Raw genomic sequence first — 20,106 nt, 5'->3', positions numbered from 1 at the left:
GGCGCAATACTTTATGTATCGCGGTCGAACGAAGCTCCTTATCTTTCTACGTATCAGGCATACATCCAGATGCAATTTGCTTGAAATGTACGCAATATGCGTATACGTTGATTGCGTATTAACATACTGGAGGTTTTTGAATGGCGCTGAACTTGGATCGATCATACTTTTCCGTCGTCTGCGATCTCGGCAATTGTCTCTATACGCCCGAACGAGAGCTTGAGGAAATGAGCCTCACGAAGCTCATTGAAGACGTTCGAGGCGGTCAATTGGAAAACATCATTGCAATATTCGAATTCAATCCGGAAGAAGGTTGGTGCAACGACATCACTGATGCCGTGCTGTCAGATGCATGCCCGGAACCTGGACAAAAGACCGGACAAGGCGGTACCTGGTCCGACTATTCAGACGAGCTGATCGATGGAAAGCGCGCTGGCGTCCAACTCCTTGCAGCCGCATGAAACAAGAAACTGTTGCAAGCAATGGCACCTCTTAGTTCAGGTCCTTCAAAAGCCTGCCATGCCGCCTGGTTTGCTGAACAACTTGCCCGAATGTTTCAAATCCAAGCGAGATCAGGACCGGCAACAATTTGCATAACGCCTCGGCGGTTGCCCGCGCATCGCCCAGCGCGGTGTGGCGAAGGTTTTCAGGAATTTCGACACCAAGCCTGTCGCACAATCCGTCGAGGGAATGATCTTCACCTGTCCCGAATACGACGGCCGAAAGCAGCACTGTATCCAGGATCGGGTGCTCCCACGCAAGCCCTGACTGCCTGCCATGCCGCCGGAGAAATGCCATATCGAATGGCGCATTGTGCGCCACAATCACGGCATCCCGGGCAAAATCGTGAAAGAGCGAAACAGCTTGCTCTGCGCCCGGCGCATCCGCAACCATGTCGTCACTAACCCCGTGAACCTTGGTTGATGCCGGTGGTATAGGACGCCCCGGATTGACGAGCTGATCAAGCGTTTCACCTTCAACAATGCGCCCATTCACAACCCTGACTGCGCCAATCTGCACGATCTCGTCTTTGTTGGGCATCAATCCCGTCGTCTCGGTATCGAACACAACGAAACTGATATCTTTAAGGGGGATGTTCTCAATCTCGCGCTCCGTCTCGCGCGCCGACAAATCAAAATCATAGATCAAGGGCCGTGACGCATCCGGTGCGATGGAGGCGTCTGTGCCATCGATCAGGATCATGTACCCGGTGGCTGCGGAAAGCTTTTTCAGGCGCAACCTGAATTTCAAGTTGCCACGCGTGCCGCGCACACTTGCCTCAACCTCCTGTCGGGCTTCATCGAGCTGTTCAAGTCCCGATGTCAGATCGGCTTCCTCAAAATAGTCGAAGATGGACGCGCTTAAGCGCGGCACCTGAACCTGCCCCAACACATCCGCCGCCTGACCGTCATAAAGCATGATGCGGTTTGCGGGACTGACGAGAACGATCGCCACCGGAATTTCGGTCAGCAGCAAGGCCAGATGCGCTCGTTCAGCTGTCAGCCGGCTCGTTTCCTCGACAACCAGCTGGTCAGCATCTTCTGATACTTCAGACAATCTGCCCGATACGGCCCGAAGAGCCGGCGCAAGATCACCAAGATAACGGGCCTGATCCAGATCGAATGGAGCATCCGTGTTGGCATGAATGCGCGTACGCATCGCAGATGCCATATGTTCAATCGGCTTGGCGACGTTTTCATCAAACAGCAACCAGACGCCGGCGCTAATCGCCAGCAGCCCAAATCCGGAAAGGATAGCTGCAAACACAAATCCAGAGGCCGGGCTGGTTTCCGTTGTTCTCAAAAATCCGAAATAGAGCGAAAACCCAACGACTAGAATGCTGCCGGCGGTGACCCCGGCAAACAGCAAGAAAATACGGAAGCGAAGGCTGAGCGAGGTAAACATCACTCTGTCCTGCAGACTGTGGAAACGATCGGGTCTTCGGCTGCAACTTGCGTCCAGGTGATGCCGTTTATCGCCCCGTCATCTTCAAAGCTCACGCCATCCATCAGAGCGGCCCGCTTGAGGGCAACGCAATCGGCAACGACAGGCAATTTGCTAACTGGAGACCATCGACCGAAAAAATAGGTTTCTGCCAGCCTGACCGCTGGTTGCGCCGGATGGGTGCGAACCGATGCCATGTCTATGGCAACGAACCGCTCAACAAACGGAAAGACAAATGTCCATGGTCGATAAAACGCTGTGTTCTCAACGGTCTGGGCAACCACGACATCTTTCGGCAACGTGTCCTTGACCCTGGGATACCAGCCATATTCGTTTGCAATGGTTGTTGCCAACATCGCAAAACCGGCTGCGACAGGCGCAAACCAGCGTGGAAGACGTCCCTTTAGCAATCTGTTCAGCAGCATCACGAGACCGGCGGCAGCTACCCCTGCAACGATCGTCGCGATCAGTTCCACAAACATGGCTTCCTCCCGTGGGCCACTGCGTTCTTGGCTGTAGCGGCCTCTCTGTAATCTGTCAGCTTAGCATGCCTCTTCCGTGCCCCACGGCGGACTGCATCGTCTTCACCACGACAAAGGCGTCTCGGAGATGGCTCCGTTCGAAATCGGACAGGCTGGACGGTTGTAAGAAGTTGTCCGGCGCTTGTCCCTGCTTGATCAGGTTGGATTGATGCTCCAACCGGGTCCCTGCGATCAGGTCATAAGCATCCAACAGATCCCCTGCACCCGATTGACTGAGCTGCCCCGTTTGCCGCGCTTCTTCAAGCCGCGCCCTCGTATTGACAGCACCGATTTGTCCCCGCAATGCATAAATTCGTGCAAGGTCGACGATCGGCACAACCCCGTTGAGCTTCAGGTCGAGCGCATTTTTGTGCTCACCTGAGCGGATCGTTGCAAGCCCACGCAGAAGATTTAAAGGCGGCATGTGTTTCAGGGAATTGCTGATCATGTGAGCGACAAAAATCGAATTTTCGCTCGCGACTTTGAGAGTCGTTTCCTGCAAATCCTCAAACAGGGAAGCGTCTCCGCCAATCGGTCGCAGATCGAACATGACAGAACTCAACATCTGCGCTTCAGGGTCGGGCTTGGCGATCCATCCCTCGTAGTAGGACTTCCATACACGCAAAGGCTGACACCATCGCGGGTTGGTCGCCATCATGTCGCCCGGACAGTAGACGTATCCGCAAGTGTTGAGGCCGTCTGAGACCAGACGCGCCAAATCAGCAAAATAGCCGTTGCGGTCATCGTCGCTCGCGTCATCGGACAAAAACAGGCAATTGTCCTGATCGCTGACGCCTGTCTGCTCCTGGCGTCCCTGCGACCCGCAGGCAAGCCAAAGATATGGTACCGGCGGCGGGCCGAGTTTGTCTTCCGCTAGCGCCAAAAAACGGCGTGTTGCCGTGTCGGCTATATCTGTAATGAGCCGTGTGACAATCTCGTGCCGACTGCCGCCCGCGACAAGCTGAACCAGTAAGGCCGGTATGCGCGCCGTAACGCTGGAGATCTCTTCAGCATTGACACAGCGGGAAATCTCTCCGACCAGCTCAGCGGAACTTATCGCCTGAAAGGTCGTCAAATCCGTTTGCGTGACAATTCCGGCAAGGCGCCCACCCTCGACAATCGGCACATGACCAATCTTTCGCTCCATCATCAGATGCAAAAGGTCCGAACCGATTGCAGATTTTGGAAGCGTCACCGGGTTGGCCGTCATGATGTTTCTGACGGGCGTCTCGGGATCCAACCCTTCCGCGAGCACTTTTCCAGCAAGGTCACGAATGGTGACGATACCGACAAGCGTTTCGTCCGTGTCAGTGACACAAAGGGACGACACCCTGTTGTCGCGCATTTCTCTGGCCGCAAGTCGTGCGCTGTCAGAAGGTCGACACGTGAGAGGGTCTTTCGTCATGAGCGTTTCCGCTCGAGTTGTCGCCAACTCATTGCCGCGTGTTTGTTTCTTGTGCGCCCTGTCAAAGAACTTCGAGACAGGCTGATGGGTCGCCATAAGGTCGTTAAACACTGCCGGCGGCAACACCAGCAAGAGAGTATCCTCGCTCGTTCGTGCAGAAGTTACGGCCACACCATCAAGCAGCAATCCCCGTTCACCGAAGGAGTTGCGTAACCCCAGTTGGCTTATGAGTTCGTCGTTTTCGTCGCGAACCTCAACGGACCCGTCATAAATTAGGAAGAGGCCGCGCAGTGTGTCGCCAAGATCGTAAACAACGCTGTTGGCAGTCAAATTCCACACGTCAATCTGACCGGACAATTGCTCCAGCTCGGTTTCCGGCAGCACATCATACGGATGGACCGATTTCAGGAACCGCAGGATCTGATCCGGTTTCAGGGGCATGTGAGTCGGCCTTGTCTGAGAAACGCAAGGGTCCTGCCCGTTCAAGAACGGACAGGACAGGTCTGGGAGAAAGGAGGAGCCGAATTTCGGCTCCTCTGTGGCTGCCTTAGTGCGCCTGGGCTTCGCCCGCCCCCCGCGGCACGCGTACGCTCTCGACGAGATCTTTTATCTCCTGAGGCGTTTCCTTGGACATGCCGGACACAACATATGCCACTGCAAAGTTGACCAGCGCGCCGATTGCACCAAAGGACGTTGACTTGATCGGCCCAAGGAGCGGATCGGCGTCCGAGAAGGAATTGGTGTCGGGGATGAACAACCAACCCTTGTGCAGGAAGATATAGACCAGTGTCACAACAAGGCCTGCCAGCATGCCCGCCACAGCACCGGTGTTGTTGATGCGGGTCGAGAAGATACCCATCATCAAGGCCGGGAAGATGGAAGCCGCCGCCAGTCCGAAGGCAAGCGCCACCGTCTGAGCGGCGAAGCCGGGCGGATTGAGCCCGAGATATGTTGCGACGACAATCGCAACCGCCATGGCAATTCGGGCAGACAACAGTTCCTTCCGCTCCGAGATCTGCGGGTTGATCGCCCCCTTGATGAGATCATGACTGACCGCCGACGATATCGCTAGCAAGAGCCCCGCCGCTGTCGAGAGCGCTGCTGCCAGACCACCTGCTGCCACCAGACCGATCACCCAGCTGGGTAGGTTTGCGATCTCAGGGTTCGCCAGAACCAGGATATCACGGTTGAACTTGGTCAACTCGTTTCCAACCCAGCCTTTTTCTTCCGCAACCACCTGCATTTCGGCATTCTGGTCGTTGTAATACTGGATCTTGCCGTCGCCGTTCTTGTCTTCCCAGTCAAGAAGACCGGTTTTCTGCCACGTGTCCATCCAGTCGTACTTCGGATCCTCGGCAATCGTTTCGACCGCAACAGCACCCCCGTTGATCCCGCCATTTGGCCACATCATTTCCGTGATGTTGAGCCGCGCCATGGCACCGACAGCCGGAGCAGTCAGATAAAGAAGCGCGATGAACACAAGCGTCCAACCGGCGGACCAGCGTGCGTCGGAGACCTTCGGCACGGTGAAGAAGCGCATGATCACATGCGGCAACCCAGCAGTACCGATCATCAGCGACAGGGTGAAGAGCACCATGTTCAACGTATCGGAGTGGTGCGCCGTATAGGAATTGAATCCGAGATCCGTCACCACCTGATCCAGCTTCGTCAGAAGCGGCACACCGCTGGCAACATCATCTCCAAAAAGGCCGAGACCCGGGATCGGATTGCCTGTCAGCTGCAATGAAATGAAGACCGCCGGAATGGTATAGGCAGTGATCAGAACCACATATTGCGCCACCTGCGTGTAGGTCACGCCTTTCATGCCACCGAAAACCGCATAGGCGAAGACGACGCAGGCACCAATCAAAAGACCGGTCGTGTTGTCCACTTCCAGGAATCGGCCAAAGGCAACGCCTACTCCGGTCATCTGACCGATAACATAAGTGGTCGAGGCAACGATCAGACAGATAACTGCGACGATGCGAGCTGTCTGGCTGTAGAACCGGTCTCCAATGAATTCAGACACCGTGAACTTGCCGAATTTGCGCAAGTAAGGTGCAAGCAGCAATGCCAGCAGCACATAGCCACCTGTCCAACCCATCAGAAAAGTGGAATTGTCATAACCGGTGAAGGCAATCAGGCCGGCCATCGAAATGAACGAGGCGGCCGACATCCAGTCGGCGGCAGTCGCCATACCGTTGGTGACAGGATGAACACCGCGGCCTGCGGCGTAAAACTCGGACGTCGAACCCGCGCGGGCCCAAACTGCGATGCCGATGTAGAGCGCGAAAGAGCCGCCCACAAACAGCAAGTTGATTGTAAACTGATCCATTTGTATGGGCGCCCTTATTCTTCGTCCACACCGTGTTCACGGTCGACCTTGTTCATCCAGAATGCGTAGAAGAAGATGATCGTCAGAAAGACGAGGATGGAGCCCTGTTGAGCGAACCAGAAGCCGAGATCGGTGCCGCCTACGGATATTCCGCTCAGGAGCGGCCGCAGCAAGATGCCGAACCCGAAGGAGACCAGCGCCCAGATAACGAGGCTGATCGAAATGATACGCATATTGGCTGCCCAATATCCGTTTTTGGATGAGTTGTCGGACATGATGTCTCCTCCGCCTAAACCCGTGTTGTCCCTTGAGGTGTGGCTGCAGCCACAACCTGCTCCGCTTGTCCCGCGGCAGAGTGCTTTGCCGTCGCGGTCCATCCTCCCGCCCGACTTCCATGAGCGGGCACCCAGCTGCGGCGAGCACCCCGTGGTGCCGCGGCCGGTTTGCAATTTCAGAAACTTGGCGTCCGGAATAGCCTGTCGCTGACGGAGCGGTCGGCACCTCAGCATCGGACTGGGTCCGGTTGCTGTGGTCGAAGTAGCACCCTCGCCGGCGCAAGTGTCTGATTGCTGCAACGCAGTGTAGTAACAGCACGAACCTGTCAGACAAGACTACTTACGTATGGCCTACTTACGTATATCAATACTTAGGTATATAATCACTTTGGCTGACGAGTACGTATTTTCCCTGATAGGTCGAAAATATTACCTTGAAAAATTGTAAAAATACCCGCAATGACTGTAAATTCGAAGAAACTAACCACAGCACGAAATCAACTTTTGAAAAACTTTAATTATATAAAACAATTATTTAAATGACTTTCTTTCGAATGCTGACCATTATTTGACAGTCTGAAATTTACTTACAATCAAAATATTAGAGAGTAAATTTGATGTAATGCAAAGAACTAAAGCGCGCCCTATGAACGATATACATCGTTTGCCACTTTTCGGAAAAGTTGCCAAAGCCAATCGATTGACGGTGTTGGTCAGCAACGCAGCCGAACTTGCCGTCAAAATTCAAAACGCCAATGCCCACTCTGGTCATTTTTAGAGTCTTGACAATATATATACATCGAGATATTTCGATTTATGGACATTGAAAAATCGATATCAGCCCTGAACAATCCGGTTCGTCGCAGGATTCTAGAGTGGTTGAAGGACCGCTCAAACTTTCCGCCTGCTTTGCCGGGCCATGAAGAGCTGGAAGGTGTGTGCGTCGCCTATATTCAGGAGAAAGCAAAACTCTCTCAGTCCACAATCTCGAATTATATGGGGCTGCTGAAACAAGCGGGTTTCGTGGTCGCAGAACGCCACGGACAATGGACGTTCTACCGGCGCAACGAAGAAAATATTCAAGCATTCATCTCCGCAGTCAAAGACGAACTTTCGAAGCCTTGAAGCACAGAGGCCGATCTTGATCCAATCAGACTCGTCTTCAATCGAGTCGGCATATCGAAATATTTCGATGGAAAGATAAGATGAAAATCCAACCTGCAACAAATCTGCTGACGCTGCCACTAGACCTCCCCTGTGGCGTGCGATTGAAAAACAGATTGATCAAGTCAGCTATGTCTGACTCCCTTGGAGATGGGGCTGGAAACCCAACGAAAGCGCAAATCCGACTGTATGAAAGATGGGCCGAAGGCGGTGCTGCTCTGTCGCTGATCGGAGAAGTCCAAACGGACCCGCACTATCCGGAGAAGCCGGGCAACCTCGTTTTGGCAGCAGGTGTGGACTTGACCGCCATGAAGGCACTGGCCAAACGCGGATCAACCAATGGTGCACATATCTGGCCACAGCTTGGTCACGCAGGCGCGCTGGCTCATGAACCGATCAGCACCCCCAAAGGGCCCTCTCCCTTGGATGTCGAAGGTTTGAAATGCGAGGGCATGTCCTTGGCAGAAATCCGTGACCTTCCCATGTCCTACGCACAAGCAGCCAAGCTTGCGCAAAATGCTGGGTTTGGCGGTGTCATGATCCATGCCGGTCATGGGTTTTTGTTCAGTCAGTTCCTCTCCCCTCTTTTCAACCATCGGTCCGACGCCTATGGCGGCTCCGTCAAGAAACGTTTTCGCATCATCGGTGAGGTAATAGACGCTGTTCGAGATGCTGTTGGACCGGCTTTTCCGATTGGCATAAGGATCAACGCGACCGACAAGCTCGAAGGTGGAATCTCTGCGGTTGATGCGCTGGAAGTTGTGCGACTACTGGACGAAACGTCAGTCGATTTGATCGATATCAGTGGCGGCACTTATTTCCCAGGCGCTAAATCGAGTTCTGATGGCACCTCGTCATCTGGACCCTATTTCACAGACTTCGCCAAACGCGCCAAAAAAATCACGTCCAAGCCGCTCATTTTGACAGGAGGATTTGAGACCCGGGATCAGGCTCAGCAAGCCTTACAGGATGGCTCGGCCGATGCCGTCAGCCTGGCTCGTGCAATGGCGCTGAACCCGTCGCTTGCGAATGAATGGTTTAGCGATACAGCTGGCGATCCTGAGTTTCCGGTGTTCGACAAACCGCCGCGCGGAGGTATCACCGCGTGGTACTCAATGCTTCTGACAGCCTTGGGAGAAGACAGGGAGATCATTTCGACCAAACTCCGGCAGAAGCTCTGGCAACATATGAAGCGAGGGATGCCGAGCGTTGCACGATTTGGCTAAGTCGGTTCGGTTGATCCGTTCGAAACAGGGCTCCGAATGTTCCTGAACTAGTCTGGCCGTAATTGCTTTGGCGGTAAGGTGAACACCCTCCCATTCGGAGGCAGTTTGATCCAACGTGCGACAGTCTGCTTTGTCCGGCTTTGGCTTCCGGTCTTTTGGTCCACGTCCACGAAACTACTCAGGCAAATCCTGCTCAAGAGAAACAACAGAGGACGCTCCATGCCCCTTTTCCCTTGTGTAACGCATTTGGTTGCCACAACCCTCGATAATTTCACAGTCCAGTTCCAGCGCTTCTCCATTCAGCGTCGCGGTCCTGCAAAAATATCCGTCTTCCCAATACCACTCACCAATCAGCTCAAGACCATCCACGTGGCCGGAGATATTGCCCGTCGAATGGATCGTAAATCGCAGATCTTCCCCGACAAGCACCTTGTCCGCATAAGCCTCCACAAACTCTTTTCGAGACGTGACCCGGCGCCAAGCAACATCCTTCATGGGCATTTTTTATCCTTCCGCGCGATGATCTCGCCTGTGCTGCAGTTGCCCTTCCAACACTCTTTGGCAGGTCAAGCGTTGTCATGAATTGGTATTCTTGAATGTTTTCAACAACTCCGCGACGAGAGGGTTTGGAAACCGCCTTTGCAGCGTCACGGCAAAAAACTCTTCCTTGATGCCCTCAAGTCGTCCAAGTTCCATCAAGGTGCCAGCTGCCAGTTCATCCCTCACAACAATTGGCGGAATCACAGCAAGACCGGCATTCTCACGTGCAAGCAAACGCAACATCGCCATGTCATCAGCTTCTGCTGCGATCTTTGGCACGATCCCAAGCTGCACCAGTAGCGCATCAAACGACGCCCTGAGAGCCGACTCCGGTGTCGGCAGGATCAGGGGTTCTGTTGCAAGCAACTCGGTCGAAGGGCGTTCCGCCAGCTCCGGCAGGCCGATTGGGCCAACCAGACTGACCGGCTGTTCAGACAGAGTGTGAACAAGATACGGGCTCGAGGCATCGCGGGCCGGAACGAGATTGGTCAGCACAACATCTGCCGAAAGCGCTTCAAGCGCCCTCAAGAGGTCTCCTTGCGGGCCAGACCTCAGGACGACCTCGACATCCGGCCGCCGGATCATCGGCTTCAGAAACCCGATTTGGAAATTCCGCGAAAGTGTCGCCAGCGAACCGACCCTCAGGACTTTGCGCTCCGTACCGGAATGTCGAAGCGTTGCCGTCAGGTCTTCAGCCGTCCGAAAAATCGCGTCCGCATGGTCCAGCGCGATCCTTCCGGCCTCGGTCAGCAGGAGGCCGCGCCCGCGCCGCTCGAAAAGATCATGACCAAGAGCAGCTTCGAGCGTTTTGATCTGAGACGACAGCGCAGATTGTGAAAGGTTCAAGACACGTGCAGCACCCGTCAGTGTTCCTTCCCGTGCAACGGCCCGAAACAATCTCAGGTGATGAAGGTTCAACATAATTAGTTCCAAAAAATAGAACGAATTCTGATAATATATCTATTTTTTAAAATTAATACCAGCCGCTATATGCACTGCGACACATGCAACGATCGCGAGGCACCCCATGTCGCTGCTCATTCCATTGGCCCTACTGGCCCCGGCACTTTTGCTTGCAACAGCATTGTTCGCAAAAGTTCGATTTGGCGGTCAGCCGGGTTTTTCGAGAAGGTTTTCGGAATACGCAGCGCTTGCTGCGCTATTTCTTTCTGTCGGCGGCCTTGCGCAGTTGCTCACTTTCGGGTCATGGCAATTTGCGCTCTCCGGCGGCCCTTTTGCTCTGGCAATTCGCCTGGATGCCCTCAGTGCGACGATGACAATGCTTGTGGCATTAATCGGCTGGATCGTTCTGCGGTTTTCTCGCACCTATTTGGAAGGCGAGCCACGCGAAAGTTCATTTCACGGATTGATGCTCGCAACGCTTGCCGCGGTGCTGTTCCTTGTGCAGGCTGGAAGTCTTCCGGTTCTTGTTATCGGATTTTTTGGCCTTGGATTTGGCCTGCGAAGACTGTTGCTTTTTTATCCTGAACGGGCGGAAGCACGCAGGGCGGCGACCAAATTTGCCATTGTCTGGCATGCTGGAGATGCGGCGCTGATCCTGAGCAGCATCCTGTTCATAACCGCCTATGGGACCACAGATCTTGGAGCGCTTGCCCAGGCTGTAAAACCGGAGCTCACTCTCACGCAGCACCTTGCCATCGTCTTTCTTGTCGTTGCCGCAGTTTTAAAGACTGCAACTTTCCCGCTCCACGGTTGGTTGACGGAAGTCATGGAAGCACCCACGCCGGTTTCTGCACTTCTTCATGCGGGCATCATCAATGCTGGCGGGTTCTTGTTGATCCGGACCGCCGAACTTGTACAGGCCAGCCCAGGTTCCATGGGTGTGCTCGTTGCCCTCGGTGGTCTGACGGCCCTGTTCGGCGCAGTGGTCATGCTAACCCAAAGCGCCGTCAAAACGGCTCTTGCTTGGTCGACGATTTCGCAAATGGGGTTCATGTTGCTTCAGTGCGGTCTCGGCTTGTGGTCACTCGCACTCCTGCACATCGTGGCGCATTCGCTCTACAAGGCACATGCATTCCTGTCATCGGGTGAGGCAATCGTCGCTGTTGCCGGTCTGCGCAAGCCTGGTCCAATTGCCGTGCCGAGTTTGACCAATGTCGCAAAGTCATTTGCGATAGCTCTTGTTCTTTATGGCGCTCTTTCCCTGGTCTTCGCATTGATTGCTGGTCCCAAGTCGCCACAAGTCCTGGCCATTGGCGCAATCCTGATCTTTGGTGTCTCCTACCTTGTCGCCCAGGGGCTCGCTGACGAGGCACCAGCGGAACTGACCTATCGGACATCAGTCCTGGCCACGATCGTCGCACTTGCCTACTTCGCCTTTCAGCAAACCTCCTACCTGGTTTGGGGCTCGCTTTTGCCGGCAGCACCAGACCCCGGAACGCTGGAATGGGCACTGATCACGTTGGCAGTCCTGTCGTTCGGCCTCGTTGCCTTCGCGCAGGCGCTTTTTCCACTCTGGACGCACCATCCATCAACGGCTGGCCTGCGCGTCCATGTCGCAAACGGCCTTTACCTCAACGCACTTCTTGATCGCTTCGTTGGCGGTTATCAGGTCACGAAATTCAAGTAAGCCGGGAGAACGACACATGTTCATCAAACACGCTCAATTCACGTCGGCCCGGAAATCAGGCATCTTGCAGGCAGGGGAAGCCGCCATCCGCGCTATCCCTCCCGCATTCCCGCTTGACGCCACGGTCGCGGTCAATCCGTTTCTCGGTCAGGTGAATGAAAACATTGCAGCTACTTCGGCACGTCTTGCCCGTGTTGCCGGTGTCAACGCAACACAACCAAGAAATGTTCTCTTTGAAGACATCCAAACCGGACGCATCGGCGATGAAGATCTGATCGCGGCTCTGGGCGCGAGCTCGTCGCCCTTGAAACCGGGCAATCTCGAAGCATTGAAAGGCCTTGCGTCACGGCCCGCACGGAAGCCAAGGACTGCTAGCACAATCGCAGACCTTGCTGCAACCGCTACCGGTATCGACTGGCCATCCGTCATCTCAAGAACATTCGGGCTTTGGGCTTCAGGTCATTTTGACAGGGGTCAGGCTCTCTGGACACCGGCACCAGACGAAGGAGCCCTTGTGGCCTGGCGCGCCTGGGCCAGCCGGGACCTTACGCCAGAAATTGCAGGTCTTGGTGGATTTTGCTCGCGTGTTTCGGCGTCCCCTGACACCTCTGAACAAGCTGTCTTGAAGACAACAGAAAGTCTTGGTCTCAGCATCGCTGCTGCTGAAACAGCATTTCATCGCCTTCTGCTCGACCTTGGCGGCTGGGCACAACACGCCCGCTGGCAGCTCTGGCAAGCCGAATTGACTGGCGGAACAGACACAACGCTTGCCGATCTTTTGGCCATTCGGCTGATCTGGGAGGACGCCCTGCTCATGCAGTTTCCCGAGATCAACGACCAGTGGAAGGATGAAATCTCGGCGCACGAGGAGCCGCTTGCAGCGTCATGCGATCAGGTAGTTGACGCAATTCTGCAGGAAGCTTCCGAGCGCACCTACCAGCGCGAAATCATTTCTAAGCTTGGACCATCCAACGCTGGGCTCAAGCGCCCTACGGTTCAAGCTGCCTTTTGTATTGATGTTCGCTCCGAGGTCTTCCGGCGCGCGCTTGAAAGCCAGAGCACGGGCATAGAGACCATCGGATTTGCCGGTTTCTTCGGCCTGCCACTCGCGCACACAGACCATGGGTCGGACGTCGTTGAAAACCACCTGCCGGTCCTGTTAAAACCCGCTCTGGCATCATCAAGTCAAGGTGACAAAAAAACTGAACACAACGAACGGGTCGGACGCCGTGTGCTGCGGGCCTTTGATCGGTTTCGCCAGGCTGCCGTTTCTTCGTTTGCATTTGTCGAGGCCGCCGGTCCGCTCTATGGGCTCAAGTTGGTCCGAAACGCCATCGGCATTACTGGTAACAAGTCTGGGCATTCACCAGCCCCGTACCTAGATCCGGATCTGGACACCAAAACAAAGATTGAAATTGCGGCCACCGTGTTGAAGGCCATGAGCCTGACAAAGGGTCATGCCCCGACGGTCCTACTCGTTGGCCATGGAGCGCAGATGACAAACAATCCCCACAAGAGTGCCTACCATTGTGGCGCTTGTGGCGGGTATTCAGGAGAAGTGTCCGCGCGGCTACTGGCATCACTGCTCAACGACCCAGAAACCCGCGCCGGACTTCCCACCAAAGGCATCGAAATCCCTTCAGATACGCACTTCATTGCGGGCCTTCACGACACTACAACGGACAATGTTACCCTCTATCCGGAGGATTGCGGCCGAAGCGGAACGGAAGTCCTTTCTCTGGAAAAGTGGCTGGCACAAGCAGGTGCCGCAGCGCGCGCCGAACGAGCGCTTCGACTGCCGGGTGCCAAAGCCTCCTCCATCGCCTCCAGGGCCATGGACTGGTCGCAGATCCGACCGGAATGGGGTCTTGCTGGATGCGCCGCATTTGTTGCCGCCCCACGGTATGTCACCGCAACGGCGGATTTGGAGGGTCGCGCCTTCCTTCACAGTTACGATTGGCAATCAGACGAAGACTTCAAAACCCTGGAACTAATCCTGACTGCGCCGGTGGTCGTGGCAAGTTGGATCAGCCTGCAATATTACGGGTCTTCGGTTGCACCGGAAGTCTTCGGCGGCGGCAACAAACTGATCCACAACGCGGTTGGCGGAATTGGGGTGGTCGAAGGAAATGGCGGCGCCTTGAAACCCGGCCTGCCTTGGCAGACCCTCCATGACGGCAAGAAACTGGTTCACAAACCGCTGCGTTTGTCTGTGCTGATCGAAGCCCCTCAGGATGCAATATCTGCTGTCCTTGAGGCGCATCCTGAGGTCACAGCCCTTTTCGACAATGGTTGGCTGCATCTCTTCGCAATGAAAGAGGGCACAGCTGTGAGCCGCTATGAGCCTGGAGGGAAATGGTCAGTCGAGGATCATTTGGACAAGGCCGCCTGAGCTTTCAGCATATCCGTTGATTGACAAATCAGAACTGGTGGCGGTGTCTTTGCCGCCGCCGATTGGCTCAAGGTTGCGACCCTCAGAATGCAACCCGGTCCCCACCCTTCAGATCGAGGATTTCCCTTGCTTCTTCAGGTGTAGCCACCTCGCTCCCCAGCTCTTCGACAATGCGGCGGATCTTGGCGACCTGTTCCGCATTCGAGCGTGCCAGTTCTCCCCGCGCTATAAATAGGCTGTCTTCAAGGCCGACACGCACGTTCCCACCCATCTGGCTGGCCGCAGTGGCCATAGGGATCTGGGCGTTGCCGGCTGCCAGGATCGACCAGCGATAGTCATCTCCAAACAGCTTGTCGGCAGTCTTCTTCATGAACACGAGATTGTCGATATCCGCTCCTATGCCCCCCAGAATACCCATGACGAACTGAATGAAGATCGGAGCCTTGAACAATCCGGTATCCATACAGAATTTCAGATTGTAGAGGTGGCCGACATCATAGCACTCATGCTCGAATTTGATGTCATGCGGGGCAAGTGTCTCGGCCGCTTCGCGGATATCCTTGAAGGTATTGCGAAAGATATTGCCGTCCGAATTCGCGACATAGTCCCGCTCCCAGTCGAACTTCCAACTGTCGTAACGTTTGGCAAGAGGATGAAATGAAAAGTTCATGCTTCCCATATTCATCGAACACATTTCAGCGCTGAAAGTCGCAGCCGGTCTGATCCGGTCCTGAATGGACAGGGTTAGGGATCCGCCCGTTGAAATGTTGATGACAGCATCGGTTGCCTGCTTGATGCGCGGCAGGAACGGCGCAAAGTCGGCCGGATCAACGGATGGTGCGCCCGTTTCGTTGTTGCGCGCATGAAGATGCAGAATGGATGCCCCTGCTTCAGCCGCTTCAATCGCCTGCTCGGCAATTGCATCATAGGTATATGGCAGAGCGTCAGACATTGTGGGCGTGTGGATGGCCCCGGTCACCGCGCATGTGATGATGGTTTTGTTGCGTTTACCGGCCAAGACCGCCTCCTCATTTATCCGATTTGTTTTTCACCACCCGGCGCGACAGCGGGAAAAGCTCCAGCCCCGTGCGTTCCTTCAGGGTTCCCCACAGGCCTTTGGGGGCTTTCAGCATGACTACGATGGCCACGACACCAAGAATGAGCAGGTAAGTCGTACCAAGATCCGAGAGCGTCTCTCTCAGCAGGAAGAACACGATCACACCAATAATCGGCCCCTCCAGTGTTCCAATGCCGCCGATAACGACAATGAAAATGACAAAGGCAGTCCAGTCATTGACATTGAAGGCTGCATCCGGGGAAATCCGGAGTTTTTGCAGGAAGATCAATGCACCGGTCATCGCCGTCAGACCCGCAGCAATGATGTAGACAACGAATTTGTGCCGCCAGATATCGATGCCAAAACTCTCCGACGCCACCTCGCTGTCGCGTATCGCGGTCAGCGCCAGACCATTGCGGGATCGCAGCAACATGTAGATCACCACGAGCACCAGGACGGCCATTCCAAGCGCTAGCCAGTATGTCGTTGCTTCACGCATTGATCGGTTGGAGGCCATGCCACGCACGATGGCCACAGGCAGGCTGGTGCCGGACCCACCGCCGAGTGCGGAAATCTGCGCAAATGACAGTCGGAACACCTCGGCGATCACCCAGGTTCCAATCGCAAAATAAGCGCCGCGCAGCCTGAAGATAAGCAAGGCCACGGGCACAGCGACAAGGGCTCCAAGTATCCCGGCCAGAGGTATAGCCACGATGGGCGAGACACCGGCAAAGATCGCAAGAGCGAAGAGCATGTAGCCACCAAAGCCGACAAACGCCTGCTGACCGACAGAGACCAGCCCTGCATACCCGGCGAGCAGGTTCCAAAGGCATGCAAGAGAGAGATAGAGAAACATCTCGCTCAACAGTCTCATGTCGGCTCGGCCTGCCCACCAGGGTGCTGCAATCAAACCGGCAACGACCAGAATACCGACGACCGCAGCCGTCCGGGTCACCGTCGAGGATCGGGATATCGAATAAGTTGTCGTAGTCATCAGTCGATCCTCGGAAACAGTCCGCGGGGCCTGACGGCAAGCACGAAGAGGAAGGCGATGTGGCCGGCAAGAAGCTGCCACCCTGGATTGATCTGCGCGCCGATGTTCTGGCTGACCCCCAGGATGATGCCACCAATCAATGTGCCCCAGAGATTTCCGAGCCCGCCGATAATCACAGCTTCAAACCCAAATATGAGACGGCCAGGACCGATCGACGGATCGAAACTGGTTCGAATGCCCAGAAAAACCCCGGCAATGGCGACCACAGCAAGAGACAAAGCCATCGCAAGCCCGAAGACATGTGCCTTGTTCAGACCCATGAGTTCAGCAATATCCTGTTTGTCGGAGACGGCCCGGAATGCTCTGCCCAATGCGGAGCGGTAGAATACCCATTGCAGACCGGCGATCACCACGACAGCCACCAGGAACATGATGAGCGGCAAGACACCGACGTTGAGGTCACCGGGCAGTGCAATGCTGGCTGTCTCTATCGGTCCGGCACTCATCTTCTGAGGGTCGGCGCTATAGATCTCAAGGAGACCGTTCTGGATGATAACCGAAAGCCCGAAGGTCACCAGCAAAGGAGGCAGGATGTCGTCTCCAAGCGTTTGATTGAGGATGCCGCGCTGCAGCACGTATCCCAGCGCGGCCATTGCCGGGACCACCAGCAATAGCGCAAGTAAAGGAGAAATCCCGAGCACTGACGTCACCGAAAGCCCCAGAAAAGCCGCCAGAACGATGAAGTCGCCATGTGCAATATTCACCAGGCGCATCACACCGAAAATGAGTGAGAGACCCGCAGCGAAAAGCGCATAAAGCCCGCCGAGCAGGATCCCTTGAATGATGGCGTTGATCCAATCCATCTCAAACTCCGAAGTAAGCGGCGCTGATGTCGTCGCGGTTCAGCGTCTCAGGACGCCCTTCCAGGGAAATTCGGCCTTCCTGTAGGCAGTAAACACGGCTGGAAACACTCAGGGCTTTGGCTATGTCCTGCTCAACGATGATGGCACTCATGCCCTCACCGATAATGTTTGGCAGCGCTTGGTAGATCGATTTGATGATGATGGGTGCGAGACCAAGGCTGATTTCATCGAAAAGCAGTATTTGCGGGTTCGACATCAGGGCGCGCCCGATGGCGACCATCTGTTGCTGACCACCTGAGAGTGCCGTTGAAGGAACGTTCCTCCGTTCCTTCAGGATCGGGAACAACTCAAAAACCTTCTCGAGCGACCAAGGTCCCTTGCGACCCATCTGCCCGCCTATGATGAGGTTCTCTTCAACCGATAATGACTGAAAAAGCTGGCGCCCTTCCGGAACCATGGCAATGCCTGCCGCAGCGACCTGATCTGCGCGACGCGAACCGATGGCCTCGCCGTTCCATAACACCATGTCGGGTTGGTTCCTGATCAGTCCGGTAATAGACCGCATCAGCGTGGTTTTGCCAGCACCGTTGGCGCCGATGATGGCGATAACTTCCCCGGGAAAGACATCGATCGAAATTCCAAAAAGTGCTTGGAAATCGCCGTAATAGGCTTCAAGAGCCTGTGTGGACAGCAATGCATCAGCCATCTGCATCCACCCCCATGTAAATCTCCTGCACGGCTTGGCTCGCCATGGTTTCCTTCGGATCGCCGTCAGCGATCTTCCTGCCGAAATCGATGACGATCAGGCGGTCAACAACGGAGAGAAGCGCGTGAACGATATGTTCGATCCAGATGATCGAGAGACCGGTCTGGCGGATCGTGTTGATCGTCGTGACGAGATCCTGGCACTCCTTTTCCGTTAGGCCGCCGGCAATCTCGTCCAGAAGCAGAACTTGTGGCCGGGCGCACAGGGCGCGTGCCAATTCCAGCCGCTTGCGGCCAAGCAATGTCAACTTGCCAGCCGGATCATTCGCACGGTCGATCAAACCAGTCAGCTCCAGAACTTCAAGGCAATGCGCATTGGCTGCAGCTAGCGTGTTCTGGGTTCCGTGTGTGGCCGCGACCAGCGTGTTCTCAAAGACCGTCATCCTGGAAAAGGGCTGCGGGATCTGGAACGAACGTGCGACACCAGCCCGGCAGCGCTTGGCTGCCGAATGTCGTGTCACATCCTGTCCGTTGAGGTAGATCGTTCCCCGGTCGGAGCGAACCGTTCCTGTGATCAGATTGAACATGGATGTTTTTCCGGCGCCATTGGGGCCAATCACACCCAGTGCCTCACCGCTCCCGAGTTGATAGCTCAGGTCATCTGCCACGGTGATCGCGCCATACGCTTTGGAAACGGATTGTAGTTCTAGGACCGGTTTCATGCAGACCTTCAGAGCTGGTGTCTTGGAGGGGCTGGCGCGCGGCCTGGAAGCCACGCGCCGTCCAGGCATCAGGAAAGCAACTGCAAGGTCCCTGTTGTCGGAATCTCGGGTGCGCTGTGATTGGAGGTGATCACCAGCTCCATCCCATTTGCCCCCTTCTGCCACTGTCCTGCAACCAGCGGCGTCTTGGACACGTTCTTGACCGGGCCAAAGTCCCAGTTCACGTGACCAACGACCGTAGCCAGATCGGTTTTGGAGATGGCTTCCAGGATCGCATTCGGATCATCCAGATCAGCACTGCGCCGAATAACGTCTGTCGTCACTTCAAAGAGTGCATGTTTGAAGCCGATGGGCTGTGTCCATGGCCGGCCGGACGATGCTGTATACCCTTCCGCGAGCTGCTTCGCTGATACGCCGGTCAGGGAAGAGCTGAATGGATGGTTCGGTGTCCACCAGATTTCAGATGTCAGACCGTTGCCACGCTCCCCAAGAGACTCAATAACAGAGGGGAAAAGAAGAGCCTTGCCGATGGTCACCACCTTCGGATTGAAGCCTTGTTGCGCGGACTGCGACCAGAAAGTTCCGAAATCGGGCGGTATCATATTGCCGGTAATGATATCGCATCCCGCTTCCTTGAACGCCGAGATCTGACTGGAGAAATCATCCGTTAGAGGCTGATAGCGGCCAGGATCTGTCAGCTCGAATCCACTGCCGATCAAGGCCGGCGGAAAGCCGTGGATCTCGTCGCCCCAGGCATTGCCATCCGCATCATTGGGGAAAAGCCCGCCAACCTTGCGCTCAACGCCGCTTTCCTCCCACAGCGCCAGGAAAGCCTTGATGACGTCTTCCAGGCCCCAGAAGAAATGATAGGTGTAGTCAAACCCGGTTGCCGGGTCGCCGTTTCTTCCAAAAAAGTACGGTTGCCACGGACAATCCGTCGTGACGCAGGGCACTTCGTTCAGTTCGGCCTGGTCAGATACCGGATTTGTGGTGTCCGGCGTGGAGGCCGCAACAATGATGTCGACTTCATCACCCAGGATCAGTTCGGATGCCACTTCAGCCGCACGGTTCGGATTGGATTGGCTGTCCTTGGAAATGATTTCAACCTGATAGGTCTTACCATTGTTCTCAACACCGGCTGCGAGCACCTTGCGGATACCCTCAAGAACGTAGTCGTCAGCCTCGGCAAATCCCGCCAGGGGACCGGTCCGCGGACTGACATGACCGATTTTGACCACAGGATCCGCAGCATAGGCGCGAGTGCGCGTCAAGATCGCGGGCGCGGCCAGCCCGGCCGATGCGCCGGCCAGAAATCCGCGGCGGGTGATACCTTTTTTCTTCCCAATCAGCGTCATCATCTTTCCTCCCAGATG

18 protein-coding genes are annotated in these 20,106 nt (G+C 55.4%); 5 read left to right on the top strand and 13 right to left on the bottom strand.

Annotation, left to right across the window (positions count from 1 at the left end; genetic code table 11):
- The first annotated feature begins 140 nt into the window (after positions 1-140).
- Positions 141-461: a hypothetical protein gene (locus FIV00_RS10500; protein ID WP_152500695.1), complete on the top strand. Its 321-nt coding sequence runs from the start codon at positions 141-143 to the stop codon at positions 459-461.
- Positions 462-492: 31 nt separating this feature from the next.
- Here the strand turns inward: FIV00_RS10500 and FIV00_RS10495 are convergent, their stop codons facing one another.
- The 5 genes from FIV00_RS10495 to FIV00_RS10475 all read right to left on the bottom strand — a co-directional run bounded on the left by FIV00_RS10495 (position 493) and on the right by FIV00_RS10475 (position 6,480).
- Positions 493-1,905 carry a 3'-5' exonuclease gene (locus FIV00_RS10495; RefSeq protein ID WP_152500694.1) on the bottom strand — a complete coding sequence of 471 codons (1,413 nt, stop codon included), beginning with the start codon at positions 1,903-1,905 and terminating at the stop codon, positions 493-495.
- Complete coding sequence (locus FIV00_RS10490) at positions 1,905-2,426, bottom strand: hypothetical protein (protein ID WP_152500693.1); 522 nt, start codon at positions 2,424-2,426, stop codon at positions 1,905-1,907. The genes FIV00_RS10495 and FIV00_RS10490 overlap by 1 nt, the downstream gene beginning before the upstream one ends.
- A gap of 55 nt (positions 2,427-2,481) precedes the next feature.
- Positions 2,482-4,311, bottom strand: a complete 1,830-nt coding sequence (locus FIV00_RS10485; protein ID WP_152500692.1) for a DUF294 nucleotidyltransferase-like domain-containing protein — start codon at positions 4,309-4,311, stop codon at positions 2,482-2,484.
- A 106-nt stretch (positions 4,312-4,417) separates the two neighbouring features.
- Positions 4,418-6,205, bottom strand: coding sequence for a sodium:solute symporter family protein (locus FIV00_RS10480; RefSeq protein ID WP_152500691.1), 1,788 nt, complete (start codon positions 6,203-6,205; stop codon positions 4,418-4,420).
- A 14-nt stretch (positions 6,206-6,219) separates the two neighbouring features.
- On the bottom strand, positions 6,220-6,480 hold the full coding sequence (locus FIV00_RS10475; protein ID WP_152500690.1) for a DUF4212 domain-containing protein: 261 nt from the start codon (positions 6,478-6,480) through the stop codon (positions 6,220-6,222).
- An 816-nt stretch (positions 6,481-7,296) separates the two neighbouring features.
- Here FIV00_RS10475 and FIV00_RS10470 point away from each other — a divergent pair.
- Positions 7,297-7,605 (top strand): helix-turn-helix transcriptional regulator, encoded by a 309-nt coding sequence (locus FIV00_RS10470; RefSeq protein ID WP_152500689.1) that lies wholly within the window; start codon positions 7,297-7,299, stop codon positions 7,603-7,605.
- An 80-nt stretch (positions 7,606-7,685) separates the two neighbouring features.
- Entirely contained in the window at positions 7,686-8,870 is a 1,185-nt protein-coding gene (locus FIV00_RS10465; RefSeq protein ID WP_247649373.1) for an NADH:flavin oxidoreductase/NADH oxidase family protein, read from the top strand.
- Between the two features lie 174 nt (positions 8,871-9,044).
- On the opposite strand, the gene FIV00_RS10460 is transcribed toward FIV00_RS10465, so the two are convergent.
- Together FIV00_RS10460 and FIV00_RS10455 are read right to left on the bottom strand one after the other, a co-directional pair.
- Positions 9,045-9,365 carry a hypothetical protein gene (locus tag FIV00_RS10460; RefSeq protein ID WP_152500688.1) on the bottom strand — a complete coding sequence of 107 codons (321 nt, stop codon included), beginning with the start codon at positions 9,363-9,365 and terminating at the stop codon, positions 9,045-9,047.
- 81 nt (positions 9,366-9,446) lie between these two features.
- Positions 9,447-10,331 carry a LysR family transcriptional regulator gene (locus FIV00_RS10455; protein WP_152500687.1) on the bottom strand — a complete coding sequence of 295 codons (885 nt, stop codon included), beginning with the start codon at positions 10,329-10,331 and terminating at the stop codon, positions 9,447-9,449.
- 106 nt (positions 10,332-10,437) lie between these two features.
- On the opposite strand from FIV00_RS10455, the gene FIV00_RS10450 reads away from it, so the two are divergent.
- Positions 10,438-12,000, top strand: coding sequence for a proton-conducting transporter membrane subunit (locus FIV00_RS10450; protein WP_152500686.1), 1,563 nt, complete (start codon positions 10,438-10,440; stop codon positions 11,998-12,000).
- A 16-nt stretch (positions 12,001-12,016) separates the two neighbouring features.
- Entirely contained in the window at positions 12,017-14,392 is a 2,376-nt protein-coding gene (locus tag FIV00_RS10445) for a YbcC family protein (protein WP_152500685.1), read from the top strand.
- A gap of 82 nt (positions 14,393-14,474) precedes the next feature.
- On the opposite strand, the gene FIV00_RS10440 is transcribed toward FIV00_RS10445, so the two are convergent.
- The 6 genes from FIV00_RS10440 to FIV00_RS10415 form a co-directional block, all read right to left on the bottom strand.
- Positions 14,475-15,344 (bottom strand): 3-keto-5-aminohexanoate cleavage protein, encoded by an 870-nt coding sequence (locus tag FIV00_RS10440; RefSeq protein ID WP_247649411.1) that lies wholly within the window; start codon positions 15,342-15,344, stop codon positions 14,475-14,477.
- Between the two features lie 76 nt (positions 15,345-15,420).
- The gene (locus tag FIV00_RS10435; protein ID WP_152500684.1) at positions 15,421-16,443 is read right to left on the bottom strand and encodes a branched-chain amino acid ABC transporter permease; all 1,023 of its coding nucleotides are present in this window, start codon (positions 16,441-16,443) and stop codon (positions 15,421-15,423) included.
- The gene (locus tag FIV00_RS10430; protein WP_152500683.1) at positions 16,443-17,306 is read right to left on the bottom strand and encodes a branched-chain amino acid ABC transporter permease; all 864 of its coding nucleotides are present in this window, start codon (positions 17,304-17,306) and stop codon (positions 16,443-16,445) included. The genes FIV00_RS10435 and FIV00_RS10430 overlap by 1 nt, the downstream gene beginning before the upstream one ends.
- A gap of 1 nt (position 17,307) precedes the next feature.
- A complete protein-coding gene (locus FIV00_RS10425; protein WP_152500682.1) occupies positions 17,308-18,018 on the bottom strand; it encodes an ABC transporter ATP-binding protein in 711 nt (236 codons plus the stop codon).
- Entirely contained in the window at positions 18,005-18,733 is a 729-nt protein-coding gene (locus FIV00_RS10420; protein ID WP_152500681.1) for an ABC transporter ATP-binding protein, read from the bottom strand. The genes FIV00_RS10425 and FIV00_RS10420 overlap by 14 nt, the downstream gene beginning before the upstream one ends.
- Positions 18,734-18,801: 68 nt before the next feature.
- Positions 18,802-20,091: an ABC transporter substrate-binding protein gene (locus FIV00_RS10415; protein WP_371419571.1), complete on the bottom strand. Its 1,290-nt coding sequence runs from the start codon at positions 20,089-20,091 to the stop codon at positions 18,802-18,804.
- Between the last annotated feature and the right edge of the window lie 15 nt (positions 20,092-20,106).

The organism is Labrenzia sp. THAF82 (assembly GCF_009363435.1).
Lineage (GTDB): Bacteria > Pseudomonadota > Alphaproteobacteria > Rhizobiales > Stappiaceae > Roseibium > Roseibium porphyridii.
Note: the sequence above shows the minus strand (reverse complement) of the source record. Positions and strands in the feature narration are given on the sequence as shown.

Coding starts and splice junctions, on each gene's coding strand:
- FIV00_RS10445 (WP_152500685.1), top strand. CDS start 12,017: ATGTTCATCAAACACGCTCAATTCACGTCGGCCCGGAAATCAGGCATC.
- FIV00_RS10455 (WP_152500687.1), bottom strand. CDS start 10,331: ATGTTGAACCTTCATCACCTGAGATTGTTTCGGGCCGTTGCACGGGAA.
- FIV00_RS10485 (WP_152500692.1), bottom strand. CDS start 4,311: ATGCCCCTGAAACCGGATCAGATCCTGCGGTTCCTGAAATCGGTCCAT.
- FIV00_RS10420 (WP_152500681.1), bottom strand. CDS start 18,733: ATGAAACCGGTCCTAGAACTACAATCCGTTTCCAAAGCGTATGGCGCG.
- FIV00_RS10470 (WP_152500689.1), top strand. CDS start 7,297: ATGGACATTGAAAAATCGATATCAGCCCTGAACAATCCGGTTCGTCGC.
- FIV00_RS10425 (WP_152500682.1), bottom strand. CDS start 18,018: ATGCAGATGGCTGATGCATTGCTGTCCACACAGGCTCTTGAAGCCTAT.
- FIV00_RS10450 (WP_152500686.1), top strand. CDS start 10,438: ATGTCGCTGCTCATTCCATTGGCCCTACTGGCCCCGGCACTTTTGCTT.
- FIV00_RS10500 (WP_152500695.1), top strand. CDS start 141: ATGGCGCTGAACTTGGATCGATCATACTTTTCCGTCGTCTGCGATCTC.
- FIV00_RS10440 (WP_247649411.1), bottom strand. CDS start 15,344: ATGTCTGACGCTCTGCCATATACCTATGATGCAATTGCCGAGCAGGCG.
- FIV00_RS10480 (WP_152500691.1), bottom strand. CDS start 6,205: ATGGATCAGTTTACAATCAACTTGCTGTTTGTGGGCGGCTCTTTCGCG.
- FIV00_RS10435 (WP_152500684.1), bottom strand. CDS start 16,443: ATGACTACGACAACTTATTCGATATCCCGATCCTCGACGGTGACCCGG.
- FIV00_RS10465 (WP_247649373.1), top strand. CDS start 7,686: ATGAAAATCCAACCTGCAACAAATCTGCTGACGCTGCCACTAGACCTC.
- FIV00_RS10460 (WP_152500688.1), bottom strand. CDS start 9,365: ATGAAGGATGTTGCTTGGCGCCGGGTCACGTCTCGAAAAGAGTTTGTG.
- FIV00_RS10495 (WP_152500694.1), bottom strand. CDS start 1,905: ATGTTTACCTCGCTCAGCCTTCGCTTCCGTATTTTCTTGCTGTTTGCC.
- FIV00_RS10430 (WP_152500683.1), bottom strand. CDS start 17,306: ATGGATTGGATCAACGCCATCATTCAAGGGATCCTGCTCGGCGGGCTT.
- FIV00_RS10475 (WP_152500690.1), bottom strand. CDS start 6,480: ATGTCCGACAACTCATCCAAAAACGGATATTGGGCAGCCAATATGCGT.
- FIV00_RS10415 (WP_371419571.1), bottom strand. CDS start 20,091: ATGATGACGCTGATTGGGAAGAAAAAAGGTATCACCCGCCGCGGATTT.
- FIV00_RS10490 (WP_152500693.1), bottom strand. CDS start 2,426: ATGTTTGTGGAACTGATCGCGACGATCGTTGCAGGGGTAGCTGCCGCC.